Here is a 17,499-nt window from a genome sequence, read left to right on the forward strand (position 1 = left end):
CTGCGGGCCCGGTCGGAACGGGGCGGGTGCACGCCGGGTCCGGCATGCACCCGGCAGTGTCACAGGGCGGCGACGACCTCCCGCGCCACCCGTTCCCCGGAGCGCACGGCCCCGTCCATGTACCCGTTCCAGTAGGCGGAGCTCTCCGTGCCGGCCCAGTGGATGCCGCCCACCGGCTCGCGCAGCGCGGCGCCGTACCGGGTGAGAACGCCGGGCGGGGCGTAGGCGACGGGGCCGCCGCGGGTGAAGCCCTCGTTGTCCCAGCGCTGGAGGACGAAGCCGGTGGGGGCGGCGGCCTTGTCGCCGAAGTACCTGACGTAGTCCTTCAGGACCGCCGCCTTCACCTCCGCCTCCGGCCTGCCGTCGTACGCGCGCATCTCGTCCGCCTCGATGAACCCCATCAGGGCGCCGTACGCGGCGTCGGGCGGCGAGTTGTCGAAGGTGGAGCGGACGACGCCGGTGTCGCTGACGACTTGGCCGTTGAGCCCGTCGGCCCGCCAGAACGGCGTCGCGTACACCGCGATCGCCTTGCCGATCGAGCCCATCGGCAGCCGCTGCGAGAGCTGGTCGCGGGCGGCCGGGAGCAGCGGGTCGAAGTCGATGCGGGCCGCGAGCGGCGGCGGTACGGCGACCACGACGCGGCGGGCGGTGACCGTGATGCCGTCGGCGGTGACGGTGTAGCGGCCGTCGGCCCCGCGGGCGATGCGGCGCACGGGCGCGCTCAGCCGGACACGGTCGGCGCCGAGCTTCGCCGCCAGTTTCAGCGGGACCTGCTGGGAGCCGCCCACGAAGCGGGTGGCCTGGGCGCCGTCCGCGGTCTCCGTGAGGCGCTCGAAGGTGCCGGGGGTGGACTCGTTGCCGGCCGCGGCTATGTAGAACAGGACGAAGAGGAGGGAGAGTTCGCGGGGTTCGGCGGAGAAGACCGAGGTGCACGCGACGTCGAACAGGAAGCGGGCCGAGGGGATCACCGCGTTGGCGCGCAGCCACGTCTCGAAGGTCTGGCGGTCCCACTCCTCGGCCTTCTCCGCGGTCCACGGGGCGTTCACCGGGACCTTCTTGGCCATGTCGTCGAGCAGGGCCTGGACGGCGGCGGCGTTGGCGAGGCCGGCCGCGTCGATGGGCGGGACGGAGCCGAGGAGGCCGTCGGTCGCGTACGGGGTGCGCCTGCCGTCCTTGTGCAGGACGTTCTTGCCGGTGTTGTACGTCGGGAACGTCTCGACGCCGAGGGAGTCCGCGAGGGCCTTGATGCGGTCCTGGGTCGGGCCGATGAACTCGCCGCCGCCCTCCGTGGTGCCGCCGCTCGGGAGCGGGATGTTGAGGACGCGGCCGCCCACCCGGTCCCTGGCCTCCAGGACCAGGACCGACGTGCCGGCCGCCGTGAGGTCCCGGGCCGTGGTGAGGCCCGCGAGGCCCGCGCCCACGATGGCGACGTCCACCGTGCGGGTCTCTGCGGCGCGGGCCGCTGTGTCGCGGGTCTCTGCGGCGTGGGCGGTGCCGGTGCCTGTTGCGAGGAGGGTGGTGGCCGCGGCGCCGCCCATGAGGGCGCGGCGGCGGGTGAGGGGGGTGTTCGGCGGGTTGAGCGGGTGTCTTTCGCTTGCCATGCGTCGTACTCCGTTTCGCTCGGTGTCGCGCTGGGCTGTGCGGTGGTGGTTGTCCTTACGTGGCCGGAACTGGTGCGGGGCGTCGCTCGGACACGGGGGCTGCGCCCCCGGACCCCGCTCGGTTGCCGGTCGGGTGCGGGTGTGTTGTGGCTGGGCGCGCAGTTCCCCGCGCCCCTTGGGGGCTGCGCCCCTTTGCCCCCTGGGGGGCGTTGTCGGGTGACGGTTGGTGGGGGCTGGGCGCGCAGTTCCTCGCGCCCCTTGGGGGCTTCGCCCCCCCCTGCCCCCTGCGGGGCGAAGTCCCTGCCCCCTCGTCTCTCACGCTCCCTTCGCCACCGCCTTGCCGATGCGGTCCGCGTCCAGGGCCATTTCGCGGAACATGCCGGAGATGGGGTTCGTGTAGCCCGTGAAGTACAGGCCCGGGGCCGAGGGCAGTGTGCGGGTGCCGTGGGGGCGGGGGCGGCCCGTGGCGGGGTCGAGGACGTCGAGGTGGCCGACCAGGGGTTCCAGGCCCTGGCGGTATCCGGTCGCCGCGATCACCGTGTCGGGGGTCAGGCGGGTGCCGTCGGACAGGACGACGTCCGCGCCGTCGAAGGACTCGACCGCCGCGACGGGTTCGACCTTGCCCGAGCGCACCGCGTCGATGAGGCCGACGTCCTGCACCGGGATGGATCCCTCGCGCACCCGCGAGTACAGGCCCGTCCCGGGGCGCGGCAGGCCCTGCGCCGTCAGGTCCGGCACGCTCAGCTTGCCGAGGGGGACGGCCAGCCGGTCGACCAGCCGCACCGGGAGGCGGCGGCAGAGGATGCCGGTGAGCTGGGCCGGCCAGCCCAGCGTGGAGCGGCGCACGATGTGCGGGGCGGTGCGCACCGCGAGCCGGACCCGCGCGGCGCCGCCCTCGGTCAGGTCGACGGCGATCTCGGCCCCGGTGTTGCCGACGCCGACGACGAGGACGTCCCGGCCGGCGTAGGGAGCGGGGGAGCGGTACTCGCTCGCGTGCAGCAGCTGCCCGGTGAACGAGACGGTGCCGGGCCAGTCCGGCAGGCGCGGGGTGTGGTTGTAGCCGGTGGCGACGACGACCGCAGTGGCCGTCAGCTCTCGTCCGCCGCTGGCCCGCAGCACCCATCCGGCGCCGTCGGGCGCGCGGTCGACGCGGGTGACCTCGACGCCGGTGACGACTTCGAGGTCGTGGTACTCCGCGTACTTCTCCAGGTAGCGCACGACGTTGTCGCGGGAGACCCAGCGGCCGAAGCGGCGCGGCATCGGCAGGCCGGGCAGGGCCGAGAGGCGGCGCGTGGTGTGCAGGTGGAGGCGGTCGTAGTGGCCGCGCCAGGAGGCGCCGACCCGGTCGGACTTCTCCAGGACGACGGCCCGGACGCCGTGCGCCTTCAGGCCCGCGGCCGCGGCGAGTCCGCCGGGGCCGCCGCCGACGACGTACACCGGCGGGCGCTCGTGGCTGCGGGCCGGTGTGGGGTTGGGGTCGCTCATGAGCGGAGCGTAATCCGGCCATCTCTTGATGGGTCGCGGTCAAGGTCGAATTCGATTGCGAATCGATCACGGAGCGGGCGGCCGCCCTGCCCCTTGCGGAGTCGGCGCCGGATGCGCTGAACTGACGTACCGTCAGAAACCGAGTGGGAGGCGGCTGCAGCGCATGGATGAGAAGACATGGACGCGATAGGGCTCAGCGGCGCCGAGTGGCTCGCCGTGCTGCGCATCGGGCTCGGCCTGTGGTGGCTGGAGAGCTGGCGGCACAAGGACAAGAAGGGCTGGTTCGAGCGCGGCACCGGCATCGCCTGGGCCGCGGACGTCGCTGCCAAGCACCGGTGGAACGCGGTGCGCAGCGGGTTCGAGGTCGTCGTGAAGCCCCGGCCGAAAGCCATGGCCTACGTCGTCGTGTACGCCGAACTCGCCCTCGGGCTCGGCCTGGTCGTCGGCCTGCTCACCCCGGTCGCGCTGGTCGGCGGCCTGCTGCTCAACCTCCTGTACCTCACGCTCATGATCCACGACTGGGCCGAGCAGGGGCAGAACGCGATGATGGCGCTGATCTCGCTGGTCGCGCTGTTCGCCATGTCCTGGCAGACCTGGTCCCTCGACCACGCGATCGGACTGTTCCGATGACCGGTTCCCAGGCCGCGGGCGTCCGTTTCGACGTGCCCGAGCCCGACGCCTTCACCCGGCCCTACTGGGACGCCGCCGCCGAGGGCAGGCTGCTGCTGCGGCACTGCGACGGCTGCGGGCGGGACCATCACTACCCGCGCGAGTTCTGCCCGTCCTGCTGGAGCGAGGACGTGCGCTGGCGGGACGCGAGCGGGCGGGCCGTGCTCTACACGTGGTCCGTCGTGCACCGCAACGACCTGCCGCCGTTCGGCGCCCGCACTCCGTACGTCGCCGCCGTCGTCGATCTCGCCGAGGGGCCGCGGATGATGACGGAGGTCGTGGACTGCGCGGAGGACCGGCTGCGGGTGGGGATGGCACTGGAGGTCGCGTTCCGCGAGGACGGGTTCGCCGTGCCCGTGTTCCGGCCCGCGGGCACCGGGTGATCCGGCTGCGGGCCGCAAGGCCCCTCGCGATCATGGCCGGATGACCACGGCATCGACGTCCCGGGACGCGGGAGGCCGGCAGGGGTTCCGGCGGGCCATCGGCGAGGCGCCCGGCGCGGAGTTCGCCCGCGCCCTGGCCGACGGCCGACTCGCCTACGGGGGCTTCACGCTCTGAGAGGCCGCCGACGGGACGCCCGTCTTCCTGGCGGGCGTCAACCGCAGGGCGGCCGGCCCGGTGCGCGCCGCCCGTCCACGCGCCCGAGGAACTGCGCGGCCACGGCTACGCGGCCGCCGTCACGGCCGCGGTGAGCCGCGCCGCGCTCGACGCGGGGGCGCGGGAGGTGCTGCTCTGCACGGACCTCGCCAACCCGACGAGCAACGCGCTCCACCAGCGCCCGGGCTGCTGCCCGGTGCGCGACTTCGGGACGTGGACCTTCACGGCCACAACAGCTCCTTGACCCAACCGTCCTCCTGGCGGCGGTACTTGAGCCGCACGTGCCGTCGCCGCTCGTCGCCCTGGAAGAACTCGACCTCCTCCGGATCCAGTTCGTACACCGTCCACGACGCGACCGTCGCGTCCGGCTCGCGCGTCGCCCGCTTCCAGGCCTCCTCGGACGCGCGGACCAGCGCGTCCTGGGACGGCAGCAGTTCACTCTGGTGACCGACCAGCGCCGAGGCGAGCGCGCCGGTCGAGCGGGCGTGCAGATCGGCCTGCGCGACCTCCGCGGGAGCCGTGCGGACGGGGCCGCGCAGCCGGACCTGGCGGCCCTGCGCCGGCCAGTAGAACCCGAGCGCCGCGTACGGGCGGGCGGCCAGCTGGCGGCCCTTGGCGCTGCCCGCGTGCGAGGCGAAGTGCCAGCCGTCCGCGTCGGCGCCGTGCAGCATCACCGTACGGACGTCGGCGCGGCCCTCGGCGTCCGTGGTGGCCAGGGACGGGGTGTGCGGCTCGGGCTGCCCGGCCGCCACGGCCGCCGCGAACCACTCGACGAACAGCGGCAGCGGAGCCTCGGGCGCGGCCCCGGGGTCGAAGGCGGGCAGCTCGGTGTCCCAGACGCGCAGGGACCTCAGCAGGGTTTCCAGGTCGGCTTCCATGCGCCGATTGTCGCCGGTGGGCGGGGCGTCCCGGACGGCGCACCGCGGGCGGGGGCCGTTCCCGGGCGCGCAGGTGCGGGTCAGGGCGGCCACGCTGCCGGGCGTCGTCCGGGCACCGTCCGTGCTGCGCCCGCCCCGGACGGGGCGGGCCGCCGCGCCGCCGAGGGAGCCGAGGGCGTAGTCGCCCTGCGGGTAACTCCGCACTCGGCAGGAGCGTCCCAGGATCCGGGGACAACGGTTCCGCCTCGGCGCGCGGTCTCACTCCCGCCCCAGCACCACCGTGCCCGCCGAGCAGAACCAGCCGCCGGTCCCGGACGCCACCGCGAGCGCGGGCGGGGAGCCGTCCGCGCGGTGCACCTGGTGGCCGCCCGCCTCGCCGCGCAGCTGGCGCACGGCCTCGACGAGCAGGAACAGGCCGCGCATGCCCGGGTGCTGGGCGGAGAGACCGCCGCCGTCGGTGTTCGTCGGCAGCTCGCCGTCGTGCCGCAGCCGGCCCTTCTCGACGAAGGCGCCGCCTTCCCCCTTGCCGCAGAACCCGAGGTCCTCCAGCGTCACGAGCGTCATGTACGTGAACGCGTCGTAGATCTCGGCGATGTCGATCTCGTCCGGCCGCACCCCGGCCCGCTCGAAGGCGAGCCGTCCGCTCACCGCCGCAGGGGAGACCGTGAAGTCGTCCCACTCCGACATGGTCGTGTGGGACACGTACTCGCCCGAACCCAGCACCCAGACGGGCGACTTGGCGCAGTCGGGCACCAGGTCCTCGGCCACCATGAGCACGGCGGCGCCGCCGTCGGAGCGTATGCAGCAGTGCAGTTTGGTGAACGGGTCGGCGATCATCGGCCCGTCGAGCACGTCGTCGACGGTGATCGGGTCGCGGAACATCGCGCCCGGGTTGCGGGAGGCGTTCCGGCGGGCCTGGACGGCGACCTGGGCCAGCTGCTCCAGCGTCGTGCCGTACTCGTGCATGTGACGGCGGGCCGCCATCGCGTACTTGGCGATGAGCGTGTGCCCGTAGGGGACCTCGAACTGGAGCGGGCCGCGCGCGCCGAACGACAGGTTCGACGTGCGGCGCCTGGCCTTGATGTCGGCGCGGGCCGTCGAGCCGTAGACCAGCAGGACGGCGCGGGCGTGCCCGGCGGCGATGGCGTCCGCCGCGTGCGCGGCCATCACCTCCCAGGTCGAGCCGCCGACCGAGGTGGAGTCGACCCAGCGGGGCTTGAGCCCCAGGTACTCGGCGACCTCGACGGGAGCGAGCGTGCCGAGGCCCGCGCTCGCGAACCCGTCGACGACGTCCGGGGTCAGCCCGGCGTCGGCGAGCGCGCGACGCGCGGCCTGGGCGTGCAGGGCGTAGGGGGTGGCTTCGTCGACGCGGCCGCAGTCGGAGAGGGCGATGCCCGTGATGGCGGCCTTACGGTGGGGGCCAGTCATGGATCTGACGGTACATCAGATCGTGGCCTGCGTAATGGGTGCGCCCGCCTCTGGGCATACGAGGCCCCCCGCCCTAATATGACGACCCGTCAGAAAGGGGCTCGCATGGACGCCAGGTTCACCGAGGAACAGCAGGAGATGCGTCGTACCCTGCGGGAACTCACCACCAAACGCTGCACCCCGGACGACGTCAAGGCCGCCACCCGCACCCCGGCCGGTCATGACCCGGCCCTGTGGGGCAGTCTCGGCGCGGACCTCGGGCTGCCGGGGCTCGCCCTGCCCGAGAGCGAGGGCGGCGTCGGTGCGTCCGTCACCGAACTGGCGCTCGCCGTCGAGGAGTTGGGGCGGGTGCTCGCGCCGACGCCGCTGTTCGCCACCTGCGGCCTCGCCGCCCCGCTGATCGCGGCCCTGGGCGCCGCGGAGCAGCGGGCGGCACTGCTGCCGAAGATCGCCGCCGGGCAGCTGACCGCGGCCCTCGCCGTACCGGGCACCGGGCTCGCCACCGCCCTCGGCCTCGTCGCCGACAACGCGGGCGACTGGGCGGGCGGCGGCCGCGCGGGCGGGGTGCAGGCCACCCGGCAGGACACCGGCTGGCGGCTCTACGGGCAGGCCGAGCAGGTGCTCGACGGGCACGGCGCCGGGCTCCTCCTCGTCGCCGCGCACACCGGCGGCTTCGCCCGCTCCCGGACCCTGCTGTTCCTGGTGCGCGCCGACGCCCCCGGGCTCGTACGCACCCGCCAGACGGCCCTCGACGAGACACGGCCGCAGGCACGCGTCGAACTGCGCGACGTGCCCGGCGAGTTGCTGGGCGGCGCGGACGCCGACGTGTCGGCCGCACTCGCCGCCACCGGCGACACCGCGGCCACCCTGCTCGCCGCCGAGGCCGTCGGCGCCGCGGACCGGGCCCTGGAGCGGACGGTCGAGTACGTCAAGGAACGCGAGCAGTTCGGGCGGCCCGTCGGGTCCTTCCAGGCGGTCAAGCACCGGCTCTCGGACGTGTACGTACAGGTGCAGGCGGCGCGGTCGGCCGCGTACTACGCCGCCTGGGCCGCGGGCGTCCAGGGCGGCGAGCGCATCGGCGGGCTCGCGCTCGCCCAGGCCCTGGAGGCGCTGCGCACCGCCGCGGCCGAGGCCGTCCAGCTGCACGGCGGCATCGGCTTCACCTGGGAGCACGACGCGCATCTCTACCTGAAGCGGGCGACCGGCGACGAGCTGCTCTTCGGGCCCGTGCATCTGCTGCGGGCGCGCGCGGCGCAGGCGGCCGGGGTGTTCGCGCGGCCGGCGGAGGTGAGCGCCTGATGGCCCCGCCCGGTGTCCGGCTCGTCCAGAAGGTCTCCTCGACCAGGGCCTTCGCCCGCGTCGCCCCGCACGTCATCCCCGCCCTCGACCGCGCCGTCCACCGCCTCACCCGGGGAAAAGTCCTGCTCAGCGCCCAGATGCTGCCGGGTGTGGTGCTGAGTGTGCGCGGAGCGAGGAGCGGGATCGTACGGCGTACCCCGCTCGCCTGCATGCCGGAGGAGAAGGCGGGGACCTGGCTGCTGATCGGGTCGAACTTCGGGCGTCCGGGGCATCCGGCCTGGACGGCGAACCTGCTGGCGCACCCCGACGCCGACATCAGCTGGCGCGGCGCGGACATCCCGGTGACGGCCCGGCTGCTCAACTCCCCCGAGCGGGAAGAGGCGTGGGCCGCGGCGCTGAAGTTCTGGCCGCCGTACGCCGCGTACCAGGAGCGGGTGGACCGGGAGATCCGGCTGTTCCGGCTGGAGAGGCGGGCCTGAGAGGGGTCCAACTGCAACGGCGGCGGCTCACGCTGAACACGCGAACCGCCGCCGTACGACAGGACCAGGAGCGAATGAGTGCTACTTCGTCGGCTTCTTTCCGGTCACGCCCAGATGGACCAACAGCGCGAGATTCGGCTTGAGTTCGGCCTGCTTGACGCCCCAGCTCTGGAAGCCCTTCTGGTGCGAGGCGACCGCCGCGAGCATCGCGACCAGCGAACCGGCCACCGCCGCCGGGCTCACGTCCTTGTCGACCTTGCCCTTGTCCTGGAGCTCCTTGACCGCGTCCGCAAGGGAGTTGTTCACCGAGTTCAGAATCTTCATGCGCAGCTTGTAGAACCGCTTGTCGCCCTCGGCCGCACCGAGGTCGACGACCCGCAGGATCGCGTCATTGCGCCGCCAGAACTCCAGGAACCCGTCCACGAGTTCCTGGGAGGTGGCCCAGCCGGCCTTGCCGACCCACGAGCGGTCGGCGACGAGCTCGGTCAACCCGGCACCCTCGGCCGCCATTTGCTCGGCGATCTCCAGGACGGCGCCCTCGACGTCCGGGAAGTACTGGTAGAACGTCGCGGGCGAAGTGCCCGCCTTTCGGGCCACATCAATGACTTTGACGTCCCGGTAGGGCGAGGAGCTGAGCATCTCGCCGAGGCATTCGAGCAGCTTCTGACGTGTTGCCTGACCACGCCGTCCGGCCACACGGCCGTCGACGGTACGTACTTGTCCTGTCATGCCGTCAGCTTACCGAGGGGTGATCGGAGCGCGATCTGACCGACTGCAAATGGGGTTGGGGCCCCGGAACAGGGCCGTGGGCAAGGCCGCGGACCGGGCCGCGGACCGGACCGGCCGCCGGACAAAGGCGGTGGCCCAGGGGCTGGAATTGGCCAGACGTTCGAATCTCAACCACGGGGCCGCGGCCGCCCTGGCTAGCGTTGCTCCATGTACCCGGACTACCCCGAGGGCGCCCCGTGCTGGGCCGACGCCCGCCTGCCCGACGTCGAGGCGGGCAAGCGGTTCTACGGCTATCTCTTCGGGTGGACCTTCGACGAGGGGGCGGGCGCCCGGAGCGGCTTCTACACGGCGGCCTACAGCGAGGACCGGGCGGTCGCCGCGCTGGCCCCGGGCGGCCCGGGCTGGACCGTGCACTTCGCGGTGCGGGACGCCTACGCGGCCGCCGAGAAGGTCACCGCGGCCGGCGGGCGCCTCGTCTCGGGGCCGGTCTCCGACGGCGCCGTGGCCACCGTCGCGCTCGCCGCGGGGCCCGAGGGCGCGCCGTTCGGGCTGTGGCAGGCGGGCAGCCACCAGGGGTTCGAGCGTACGGGGGAGCCGGGGACGCTCTGCCGCGCGGAACTGGAGACTCCGCAAGCGGCCCGCAGCGACTCCTTCTATACGGCGGTGTTCGGCTACCCGGCTGACGGCCGGGGCGACCCCGACCTGCGGATCTGGCGGTCCGGGAGCCGGACGGCCGCCGCCAGGACCGGGCCCGCGGCGGGACTGCGCCGGGCCACCGGCAGCCCCGCCCGCTTCCTCCTGCACTTCGGCACGGCCGACCTGCCCGGCACCTGCGCGGAGGCGGTCCGGCTCGGCGGCCGCGTCCGGGTGGGGCCGCACGACACCCCGTACGGCCGGATCGCGGTCCTCACCGACGACCAGGGTGCGGATTTCGCGGTGTGCTCCGCCTGAGGGAGTCCGGGACACCCCATGACACCCCGATATGCCCCCGGGTTCGCCACCAGCGCCTCCGGCAGGAAGAATCAGGGTGCGTGCCGCCGTAGCGCTGCGGTGGTGAGACGCTGACGGGGGCCGTATGTGCGGTGGACCTGGAACCCGGGGGTTCCGGCATCGCACGGGGAGGTGGCAGGCAAGTGGTGGATCAGCTGACGCAGCACGATCCGAGGCGGATCGGTCCGTTCGAGGTCCTGGGACGGCTCGGCGCGGGCGGCATGGGTCTGGTCTATCTGGCACGCTCGGCGTCCGGCCGGCGCGTGGCCATCAAGACGGTGCGTACGGAACTGGCCGAGGACCAGCTGTTCCGGGTGCGCTTCACGCGCGAGGTCGAGGCGGCCCGGGCGGTGTCCGGCTTCTACACGGCCGCGGTCGTCGACGCCGATCCGCGCGCGGCCGTGCCCTGGCTGGCCACCGCGTACGTCCCGGCGCCCTCCCTCGAGGAAATAGTGAATGAGTGCGGGCCGCTGCCGGCCCAGGCGGTGCGCTGGCTCGCGGCGGGCGTCGCCGAGGCCCTGCAGTCCATCCACGGCGCGGGCCTGGTCCACCGCGACCTCAAGCCGTCGAACGTGCTGGTCGTCGAGGACGGCCCGCGCGTCATCGACTTCGGTATCGCGTCCGGCGTCTCCAACACCCGCCTGACCATGACGAACGTGGCCGTGGGCACCCCCGCGTACATGTCGCCCGAGCAGGCGAAGGACTCCCGCAGCGTCACCGGCGCCTCGGACGTCTTCTCGCTCGGCTCGACGCTCGTGTTCGCCGCCACCGGGCACGCCCCGTTCCACGGCGCGAACCCCGTCGAGACGGTCTTCATGCTGCTGCGCGAGGGCCCCGACCTGGAGGGACTGCCGCAGGAGCTGCGGTCGCTCATCGAGTCGTGCATGCAGATGGAGGCGGCGCTGCGGCCCTCGCCCGCCGACCTGCAGTCCCAGCTCGCGCCGCACCTGTTCGGCTCCGGCAGCGACGACAGCGGTACGGCGTCGGCGTGGCTGCCCGAGCGGTCCGTCGCGCTGATCGAGTCGCGCCGCGGCGGCCGCCCCACCGTGAAGCCGCCGACCGCCCGGACCCCGGGGCACGGCGCCCCGGTGCCCGCGATGCCGCCGCAGCCGCCGGCCCCCGTGTCGACCGACGGCTGGCGCCCTTCGCCGGTCGTGGCCGGGACGGGCCTCGGCGCCGCCGACGGCCCGGTCCACCTGGCCGGGGCGCAGGTGCCGATCGGGCCGGGACCGCGGGTCGCCGACGCGCGGGCCGCCGCAGTGAAGGCGCCGCCCGCCGAGTCGGGCCTGGTCGCGTCCTGGTCCCGGTCCAAGGCCGCCGCGCCCGCCGTGAACGGGTCGACGGACCCCGTCGTGCCCGTGCCCGCGCAGGCCGAGGCCACCGCCTGGCGGCCCTGGCGGTTCCGGATGTCGAACGACGTGTGGGGCACACCGACCGTCGCCGGTGACCTGGTCTACGTCACGTCCTTCGAGGTCCACGCGCTCGACGTGGCCACCGGGCGGCGCCGCTTCAAGACCCGCGACGTCGCCTGGTCCATGGCGGTGGCCGACGGCCGCGTCCACGCCTCCGACGGCCCGACCCTGTGGGCGCTCGACGCCCGCGACGGCGGCGACCTGTGGCGCCTCGGCACCGACGCGTGGGTGTACGCCCTGCAGGCCGACCGCGGCACCGTCGTCACCGCCACCCGCGGCGGCGGCGTCCAGGCCCGCGAGGCCGCCAACGGCGACCTGCTCTGGGAGATCACCGGCTGCCAGACCGACTTCGAGGCGCCCGAGGCGGGACCCGTCGTCCACGACGGCACGGTGTACGTGTGGCAGGACGCGCGGCTGCGCGCCCTGGAGGCCCGTACGGGTGAGGAGCGCTGGTCGTACCCGATCGGCGACGCGGCGTCCTGCGGCGGCGTCCCGGTCCGGCTGACCCCGGCGCCCGACGGCTACGTGTACATCTCCGCGGGCACCCGCGTGCTGGCCGTCGAGGCCGGCTCCGGGCACGTCCGCTGGCACTTCGAGGCGCCCGCGGTGTTCCTCTGCCCGCCCGCGTACGCGCCCGGCCCCGCGGTGGCCGGCGGCGGCGTGTACCTCGCCGACCACCTCGGCACCGTGTACGCGCTCGACGCCACGGACGGCCGCGACCGCTGGCGCATCGCGACGGAGCCGCGGCCCGCGACGATCGACCCGGTGCTCGTCTCGCACGGCCACGTGCACGTCGGCAGCGGCCAGGGCCTGTACACCCTGGACGCCGTCACGGGCACGCCGAAGTGGCGCTTCCAGGCCGGCGGGGAGATCGTCGGCTCGCCGGTGGTCGCCGACGGGCGGGTGCACTTCGGTTCGACGGACCACCTGCTGTACACGCTGAAGGCGGACGACGGGCGGCTGCGGTGGAAGCTCGCCACGGGCGGCGAGATCACCGGGACGCCGGTCGTGCGGGACGGCGTCGTGTACGCGTGCAGCAAGGACCGCTGCGTGTACGCCCTGGACGCGGAGAAGGGGACGGGGACCAGCCGTTAGGCGGTCCCGCGGTCACAAGTGTCCGGCTCTCGCAACAGACGCCGCACCGCGTGCGTGCCCGCCGCGGTGCGGTGGGTAGGGTCCCCGGCGTGATGAAACGGGGAATCAAACTGACGGCACTCGCCGGCATAGTGGTCCTGGCCCTGACGGGCTTCTCCACCGGCCGCGGGCACGGGCACTCACGGGGACACAGCAGCGGCGGGGGCGGGTGCAGCAGCTCCTCGCAGAGCCACGACAGTTCGTCGCACTCGTCGACGTCCGGGGGCACGTCCGGCTCGACGTACGACGACGATGACGACGTGTACGGCAGCGGCTCGTCGGGGTCCTCGTCGGGCGGCAGCAGCTACACGCGGCGGCCCCACTACCGTTCCACGCCGACGTCGTCCGCGACCGGCAGCGGCAGGACCCTGCAGGACGGCACCGCGCGCCTGATCACGTGCGCCGACGCGAAGACGCCGTACGCCACCGTCGAGATCCGCAACCCCAACAGCAGGTCCGTACGGTTCGACGTCCACGTCTCCTTCCTGGACGCGAGCGGCGGCACGGTGAACGCGCTGTTCCACGAGGTCAAGGTGGTCGCGAAGGGCAAGGTGACCACGAAGGTGCCGGTCGGCGGCGACGCCCTGGCCGCCCGGGTGGACCACTGCGACGTCGACCCCGAGGCGCTCCCGCAGACCTGACGGCTACCGCACCCGGAAGTCCCCGGCCGTACGGGAGTTGAAGAGCCCCGCCTGCCGCTGCGGCGGCAGGTTCCCGAGGGCGATCAGATGCGGGGCCTGCGCGAAGGCGTGGGCCCGGGACGGCTCCGTGGCCGCCCACACCGCCCGCACCGTGCCCTGCACCGCCTCCGTCGGGTACGAGGCGATCGTGCCCGCGCACCGCACGGCCGCCTCCAACGCGCCGCCCGGCGGGGTGACTTCGCTGACCAGGCCCGTCTGGTGCGCCCGGTGCGCGGACATCCGCTCCGCCGACCCCATCAGTGCGAGCCGCGCCACTTCGCCGGGCGGCATGCGCTGCGCCAGGTGCACGGACTCGTACGCGCAGACCATGCCGTACGTGGTGTGCGGGTCGAAGAACGTGGCCGTCTCGTCCGCGATCACGAACTCGGCCTCGCCCAGCAGGTAGAACGCTCCGCCGCAGGCCATGCCCCGCACCGCGGCGATCACCGGCTTCCACAGGTCGTTGGCCTTCGGGCCGATGGTGAGGAGCGGATCGTCCATCGAGAACGGGGAGTTCGGCTGGGGGACGTCCGTGTCGCGGTCGATGCCGGTGCAGAACGCGCGCTCGCCGGCGCCGGTCAGGACGATCGCCCGTACGCCGTCGTCGAAGCGGAACTGCCGCCAGACCTCGGCCAGTTCGACGGCCGTCGCCGCGTCGATGGCGTTGTGGCGGTGCGGGCGGTCCAGGGTGACCACGGCCACCCCGGTCTCCTTGTCGGTCTCCGTGCGCAGGGTCATGGCCGCTCCAGCACCCAGCGGGGCAGGGTGACGCCGTCGACCTGCGCGAAGACGACCTGGACGCGGGCCCCGATCCGGAGGCGCTCGGGGTCGACCGAGTCGAGGCGGGCGTCGGCGGAGGCGACCAGGTTGCCGACGAGGCGGATCTGCGGCGCGTCCGCGAGTTCGACGATGATCGCGTTGTAGGGGGCCTGGGCGGCGTAGGCCGGGAGCAGCGGGGGGTGCGGGACGACGTACGACCAGATCTTTCCGTGGCCGCTCATCCTGCGCCATTCGCTGTCGAAGGACTGGCAGTGGGGGCAGCACGGCCGTGGCGGGAAACGGAGTTGTGCGCACTCGGGGTCGGCGCAGGCCTGGACGCGGAGTTCGTGCTGGGCGGCGTAGTCCCAGAAGGGGGCGCCGTCGTCGTCGGGGGTGGGGGTCAGGAGGGCTGCGCTCTCGGGTGCGTCTGCCATGGTCTGTTCCTTTCGGGGTGCGGATCGCGGGTGGTTGCTCACGCAGTTCCCCGCGCCCCTAGGCGGCTCGGAGCAGCAGTGCCGACGTGGGTACTCCCTCGCCGGCCGTCACCAGGCACGTGGCCGCGTCCGGGACTTGAGCCGTGCTGACGCCCCGCAGCTGCTTCACGCCCTCGTTGATCAGGTTGAATCCGTGGACGTACGCCTCCGAGAGGCCGCCGCCGCCGGTGTTGATCGGCAGCCGTCCGCCGATCTCCAGGGCGCCGCCCTCGGTGAACGCGCCGCCCTCGCCGCGCCCGCAGAAGCCGTAGCCCTCCAGGGAGAGCGGGATGAGCGGGGTGAACGCGTCGTAGATCTGGGCGACGTCGACGTCCTCGGGGGCGAGGTCGGAGTTCTTCCACAGGTGGCGGGCCGCCGTCCAGGCGGGGCCGGTGAGCGGGTCGTCGTTCCAGTAGTTGACCATGCCGTGGTGCTGGGCGGGCAGGCCCTGGGCGGCGGAGTGGACGTAGACCGGCTTCTGGCGGCAGTCACGGGCCCGCTCGGCGGAGACGACGACGCAGGCCAGCGCGCCGTCCGTCTCCAGGCAGTTGTCGAACAGGCAGAGCGGCTCGCTGATCCAGCGGGCCGTCATATACATGTCCCGGGTGAGGGGGCGCTCGTACATCATCGCGGCCGGGTTCTGGTTGGCCCGGTTGCGGCAGGCCAGCGCGACGTTGAAGAGGTGGTCGCGGGTCGCGCCGTACTCGTGCATGTAGCGGCGGGCCAGCATGCCGATCTCGTCGGCGGGGCGCAGCAGCCCGAACGGCCGGGTCCACTGGGCGGGCGTGGGCAGTTGGACGGTGGTGTTCTTCCACGGGCGTGGCCCGCTGCCCCGTTTGCGCGAGCGCCAGGCGATGCCGACGCTCGCCTGTCCGGTGGCGATCGCGGAGGCGAGATGGGCGACGGTCGCGCAGGAACCGCCGCCGCCGTAGCCGACCTTGCTGAAGTGGGTGACATCGCCGGCGCCGATCGCCTTGGCGATCTCGACCTCGTCCGTCTCCTCCATCGTGTACGAGGCGAAGGCGTCGACCTCGGACGGGGCGATGCCCGCGTCGTCGAGTGCGGCGAGGATCGCCCGGCACGCCAACGTCTTCTCGGATTCCGGGAGTTGTCTGGCGAACGCCGTCTGACCTATGCCGACGATCGCTGTCGCGTCCTTGAGTCCCGACATGGGCACCCCCACCTGGATCCCTGTACTGACAGCGCGTCAGGCTACAGCTAATCTGACGGATAGTCAGCTATGCCGTTGTGGGAGGTCGTTCGATGCGTACGGATGGCGAGTGGGGAACGATCCCGGAGCTGGTGCGGGACGCGGCCGAGCGGCACGGCGGCCGGGAGGCGGTCGTCGACGGGCGCACCCGGATCACGTACGCGGAGCTCGGCGAGCGGGTGGAGCGGGCCGCCGCGGCCTGTCTGGCCACCGGTGTCGAGCCCGGCGACCGCGTCGCGATCTGGGCCCCGAACACCCTCGACTGGATCGTCTCGGCGCTCGGCGCGGTGACCGCGGGCGCCGTCCTCGTCCCCCTCAACACCCGCTTCAAGGGCACCGAGGCCGCCGACATCCTGGCCCGCTCCCGGGCCCGGCTCCTCTTCGTCACCGGCACCTTCCTCGGCACGTCGTACGTGGCCTCACTGCGCCGCGCGCACCAGGCCGGGGCCGAACTGCCCTGCCTGGAACAGGTGGTGGTGCTCGGCGACAGCGCGCCCGACGTGCCCGGATACCGCACGTGGAAGGAGTTCCTGGCGGCCGGGGACGAGGTGACGGGGCAGGAGGTGCGGGAGCGCTCCGCCACGATCGCCCCCTCCTGGCCGTCGGACATCATCTTCACGTCCGGCACGACCGGGCGGCCCAAGGGCGCGGTCATCACCCACCTGCAGACGCTGCGCGGCTACGAGATCTGGTCGGAGCTGGCCGGGCTGCGCGAGGGCGACCGCTATCTGATCGTGAACCCCTTCTTCCACACCTTCGGCTACAAAGCGGGGATCATCGCCTGCCTGATGCGCGGCGCGACGATGGTCCCGCAGCCCGTCTTCAACGTGGACACGGCCCTGGCCAACATCGCGGCCGAACGCATCTCCGTCCTCCCCGGCCCGCCCACCCTGCACCAGTCCCTGCTCGACCATCCGGGCCGCGACGCCCACGACCTGTCGGCGCTGCGGCTCGTCGTGACGGGGGCGGCCGTGGTGCCGTTGCGGCTGGTCGAGCGGTTGCGCGGCGAACTGCACATCGACACGGTGCTCACCGCGTACGGGCTGTCGGAGGCCAGCGGCATCGTCACGATGTGCCGGCGCGGCGACCCGGCCGAGCTGATCGCGGAGACCTCGGGGCGGGCCATCCCCGGCACCGAGGTCCGCGTGGAGTCGGCCGGGCCGGGCGAACCCGGGGAGGTCCTGGTCCGCGGGTTCAACGTCATGCGGGAGTACTTCGAGGACCCGGCCGCGACAGCGGAGGCGGTCACGGCGGACGGCTGGCTGCGCACGGGCGACGTCGGGGTGATGGACGCCGACGGCTATCTCCGGATCACCGACCGCATCAAGGACATGTTCATCGTCGGCGGCTTCAACGCGTACCCGGCGGAGATAGAGCAGCTGCTGGGCCTGCACCCGGGCGTCGCCGACGTCGCGGTGGTGGGCGTGCCGGACGGGCGGCTCGGTGAGGTGGGCAGGGCGTACGTGGTGCGGCGCCGGGACACGGTGCTCACCGGCGACGACCTGATCGCGTGGGCCCGGCGCGAGATGGCGAACTTCAAGGTGCCGCGCTCCGTCGAGTTCGTCACGGAGCTGCCGCGGAACGCGAGCGGGAAGGTGGTGAAGCGGGAGCTGCGGCGGGGGGCTTGAGCGGGGCCGGGCCCGGGCCCGGCCCCGCGGCCGTCGGTCGCGCCCGGC

The 17,499-nt window shown here is 73.6% G+C and carries 18 protein-coding genes; 9 read left to right on the top strand and 9 right to left on the bottom strand.

The genetic code is table 11. The annotated features are described in order from the left end of the window. Nucleotides 1-59 precede the first annotated feature (59 nt). Nucleotides 60-1,601: a flavin monoamine oxidase family protein gene (locus tag ACQUQD_RS23145; protein ID WP_428954043.1), complete on the bottom strand. Its 1,542-nt coding sequence runs from the start codon at nucleotides 1,599-1,601 to the stop codon at nucleotides 60-62. Between the two features lie 315 nt (nucleotides 1,602-1,916). Then, nucleotides 1,917-3,086, bottom strand: coding sequence for a flavin-containing monooxygenase (locus ACQUQD_RS23150; protein WP_428954044.1), 1,170 nt, complete (start codon nucleotides 3,084-3,086; stop codon nucleotides 1,917-1,919). Between the two features lie 177 nt (nucleotides 3,087-3,263). On the opposite strand from ACQUQD_RS23150, the gene ACQUQD_RS23155 reads away from it, so the two are divergent. The 3 genes from ACQUQD_RS23155 to ACQUQD_RS23165 are packed head-to-tail and all read left to right on the top strand — an operon-like array spanning nucleotide 3,264 to nucleotide 4,313. Further along, nucleotides 3,264-3,716: a DoxX family protein gene (locus tag ACQUQD_RS23155; RefSeq protein WP_428954045.1), complete on the top strand. Its 453-nt coding sequence runs from the start codon at nucleotides 3,264-3,266 to the stop codon at nucleotides 3,714-3,716. Next, a complete protein-coding gene (locus tag ACQUQD_RS23160) occupies nucleotides 3,713-4,138 on the top strand; it encodes a Zn-ribbon domain-containing OB-fold protein (protein WP_428954046.1) in 426 nt (141 codons plus the stop codon). The genes ACQUQD_RS23155 and ACQUQD_RS23160 overlap by 4 nt, the downstream gene beginning before the upstream one ends. A gap of 40 nt (nucleotides 4,139-4,178) precedes the next feature. Further along, on the top strand, nucleotides 4,179-4,313 hold the full coding sequence (locus tag ACQUQD_RS23165; RefSeq protein ID WP_428954047.1) for a hypothetical protein: 135 nt from the start codon (nucleotides 4,179-4,181) through the stop codon (nucleotides 4,311-4,313). 105 nt (nucleotides 4,314-4,418) lie between these two features. Here ACQUQD_RS23165 and ACQUQD_RS23170 read toward each other — a convergent pair whose 3' ends face one another. The 3 genes from ACQUQD_RS23170 to ACQUQD_RS23180 form a co-directional block, all read right to left on the bottom strand. Further along, complete coding sequence (locus ACQUQD_RS23170; protein WP_428954048.1) at nucleotides 4,419-4,583, bottom strand: hypothetical protein; 165 nt, start codon at nucleotides 4,581-4,583, stop codon at nucleotides 4,419-4,421. Continuing rightward, nucleotides 4,574-5,230, bottom strand: coding sequence for a pyridoxine/pyridoxamine 5'-phosphate oxidase (locus ACQUQD_RS23175; protein WP_428957638.1), 657 nt, complete (start codon nucleotides 5,228-5,230; stop codon nucleotides 4,574-4,576). Before ACQUQD_RS23175 ends, ACQUQD_RS23170 begins: the two co-directional genes overlap by 10 nt. Nucleotides 5,231-5,488: 258 nt before the next feature. Continuing rightward, nucleotides 5,489-6,658 carry a thiolase C-terminal domain-containing protein gene (locus ACQUQD_RS23180; protein ID WP_428954049.1) on the bottom strand — a complete coding sequence of 390 codons (1,170 nt, stop codon included), beginning with the start codon at nucleotides 6,656-6,658 and terminating at the stop codon, nucleotides 5,489-5,491. Nucleotides 6,659-6,763: 105 nt separating this feature from the next. Between ACQUQD_RS23180 and ACQUQD_RS23185 the strand changes: the two genes are divergently transcribed. Both ACQUQD_RS23185 and ACQUQD_RS23190 read left to right on the top strand, forming a co-directional pair. Continuing rightward, a complete protein-coding gene (locus tag ACQUQD_RS23185) occupies nucleotides 6,764-7,957 on the top strand; it encodes an acyl-CoA dehydrogenase family protein (protein WP_428954050.1) in 1,194 nt (397 codons plus the stop codon). Further along, nucleotides 7,957-8,436: a nitroreductase family deazaflavin-dependent oxidoreductase gene (locus ACQUQD_RS23190; protein WP_428954051.1), complete on the top strand. Its 480-nt coding sequence runs from the start codon at nucleotides 7,957-7,959 to the stop codon at nucleotides 8,434-8,436. The genes ACQUQD_RS23185 and ACQUQD_RS23190 overlap by 1 nt, the downstream gene beginning before the upstream one ends. Nucleotides 8,437-8,517: 81 nt before the next feature. On the opposite strand, the gene ACQUQD_RS23195 is transcribed toward ACQUQD_RS23190, so the two are convergent. Further along, nucleotides 8,518-9,165 (bottom strand): TetR family transcriptional regulator, encoded by a 648-nt coding sequence (locus ACQUQD_RS23195; protein ID WP_428954052.1) that lies wholly within the window; start codon nucleotides 9,163-9,165, stop codon nucleotides 8,518-8,520. Nucleotides 9,166-9,372: 207 nt separating this feature from the next. Here ACQUQD_RS23195 and ACQUQD_RS23200 point away from each other — a divergent pair, with 207 nt between their 5' ends. From ACQUQD_RS23200 to ACQUQD_RS23210, 3 genes are all read left to right on the top strand, one after another. Beyond that, complete coding sequence (locus ACQUQD_RS23200; RefSeq protein ID WP_428954053.1) at nucleotides 9,373-10,116, top strand: VOC family protein; 744 nt, start codon at nucleotides 9,373-9,375, stop codon at nucleotides 10,114-10,116. Between the two features lie 182 nt (nucleotides 10,117-10,298). Then, nucleotides 10,299-12,662 (top strand): PQQ-binding-like beta-propeller repeat protein, encoded by a 2,364-nt coding sequence (locus ACQUQD_RS23205; RefSeq protein WP_428954054.1) that lies wholly within the window; start codon nucleotides 10,299-10,301, stop codon nucleotides 12,660-12,662. 92 nt (nucleotides 12,663-12,754) lie between these two features. Continuing rightward, entirely contained in the window at nucleotides 12,755-13,342 is a 588-nt protein-coding gene (locus ACQUQD_RS23210; RefSeq protein WP_428957639.1) for a hypothetical protein, read from the top strand. Nucleotides 13,343-13,345: 3 nt separating this feature from the next. Here the strand turns inward: ACQUQD_RS23210 and ACQUQD_RS23215 are convergent, their stop codons facing one another. Genes ACQUQD_RS23215 through ACQUQD_RS23225 form a run of 3 tightly spaced genes read right to left on the bottom strand, consistent with a single transcriptional unit; the run spans nucleotide 13,346 to nucleotide 15,784 of the window. Continuing rightward, on the bottom strand, nucleotides 13,346-14,119 hold the full coding sequence (locus ACQUQD_RS23215; protein ID WP_428954055.1) for an enoyl-CoA hydratase/isomerase family protein: 774 nt from the start codon (nucleotides 14,117-14,119) through the stop codon (nucleotides 13,346-13,348). After that, nucleotides 14,116-14,574 carry a Zn-ribbon domain-containing OB-fold protein gene (locus ACQUQD_RS23220; protein WP_428954056.1) on the bottom strand — a complete coding sequence of 153 codons (459 nt, stop codon included), beginning with the start codon at nucleotides 14,572-14,574 and terminating at the stop codon, nucleotides 14,116-14,118. Before ACQUQD_RS23220 ends, ACQUQD_RS23215 begins: the two co-directional genes overlap by 4 nt. 58 nt (nucleotides 14,575-14,632) lie before the next feature. Continuing rightward, nucleotides 14,633-15,784, bottom strand: coding sequence for a lipid-transfer protein (locus ACQUQD_RS23225; protein ID WP_428954057.1), 1,152 nt, complete (start codon nucleotides 15,782-15,784; stop codon nucleotides 14,633-14,635). Between the two features lie 92 nt (nucleotides 15,785-15,876). Here ACQUQD_RS23225 and ACQUQD_RS23230 point away from each other — a divergent pair, with 92 nt between their 5' ends. After that, complete coding sequence (locus ACQUQD_RS23230) at nucleotides 15,877-17,451, top strand: FadD3 family acyl-CoA ligase (protein WP_428954058.1); 1,575 nt, start codon at nucleotides 15,877-15,879, stop codon at nucleotides 17,449-17,451. Nucleotides 17,452-17,499: the final 48 nt, after the last annotated feature.

Origin of the sequence: Streptomyces sp. cg35, assembly GCF_050410835.1 — a bacterium.
In the GTDB taxonomy this organism is placed as follows: domain Bacteria; phylum Actinomycetota; class Actinomycetes; order Streptomycetales; family Streptomycetaceae; genus Streptomyces.

Bases quoted from the DNA above. Each gene is read 5' to 3' on its own strand.
- ACQUQD_RS23210 (WP_428957639.1), top strand. From the start codon at position 12,755: ATGAAACGGGGAATCAAACTGACGGCACTCGCCGGCATAGTGGTCCTG.
- ACQUQD_RS23230 (WP_428954058.1), top strand. From the start codon at position 15,877: ATGCGTACGGATGGCGAGTGGGGAACGATCCCGGAGCTGGTGCGGGAC.
- ACQUQD_RS23155 (WP_428954045.1), top strand. From the start codon at position 3,264: ATGGACGCGATAGGGCTCAGCGGCGCCGAGTGGCTCGCCGTGCTGCGC.
- ACQUQD_RS23175 (WP_428957638.1), bottom strand. From the start codon at position 5,230: ATGGAAGCCGACCTGGAAACCCTGCTGAGGTCCCTGCGCGTCTGGGAC.
- ACQUQD_RS23145 (WP_428954043.1), bottom strand. From the start codon at position 1,601: ATGGCAAGCGAAAGACACCCGCTCAACCCGCCGAACACCCCCCTCACC.
- ACQUQD_RS23225 (WP_428954057.1), bottom strand. From the start codon at position 15,784: ATGTCGGGACTCAAGGACGCGACAGCGATCGTCGGCATAGGTCAGACG.
- ACQUQD_RS23220 (WP_428954056.1), bottom strand. From the start codon at position 14,574: ATGGCAGACGCACCCGAGAGCGCAGCCCTCCTGACCCCCACCCCCGAC.
- ACQUQD_RS23165 (WP_428954047.1), top strand. From the start codon at position 4,179: ATGACCACGGCATCGACGTCCCGGGACGCGGGAGGCCGGCAGGGGTTC.
- ACQUQD_RS23150 (WP_428954044.1), bottom strand. From the start codon at position 3,086: ATGAGCGACCCCAACCCCACACCGGCCCGCAGCCACGAGCGCCCGCCG.
- ACQUQD_RS23160 (WP_428954046.1), top strand. From the start codon at position 3,713: ATGACCGGTTCCCAGGCCGCGGGCGTCCGTTTCGACGTGCCCGAGCCC.
- ACQUQD_RS23195 (WP_428954052.1), bottom strand. From the start codon at position 9,165: ATGACAGGACAAGTACGTACCGTCGACGGCCGTGTGGCCGGACGGCGT.
- ACQUQD_RS23215 (WP_428954055.1), bottom strand. From the start codon at position 14,119: ATGACCCTGCGCACGGAGACCGACAAGGAGACCGGGGTGGCCGTGGTC.
- ACQUQD_RS23180 (WP_428954049.1), bottom strand. From the start codon at position 6,658: ATGACTGGCCCCCACCGTAAGGCCGCCATCACGGGCATCGCCCTCTCC.
- ACQUQD_RS23185 (WP_428954050.1), top strand. From the start codon at position 6,764: ATGGACGCCAGGTTCACCGAGGAACAGCAGGAGATGCGTCGTACCCTG.
- ACQUQD_RS23200 (WP_428954053.1), top strand. From the start codon at position 9,373: ATGTACCCGGACTACCCCGAGGGCGCCCCGTGCTGGGCCGACGCCCGC.
- ACQUQD_RS23190 (WP_428954051.1), top strand. From the start codon at position 7,957: ATGGCCCCGCCCGGTGTCCGGCTCGTCCAGAAGGTCTCCTCGACCAGG.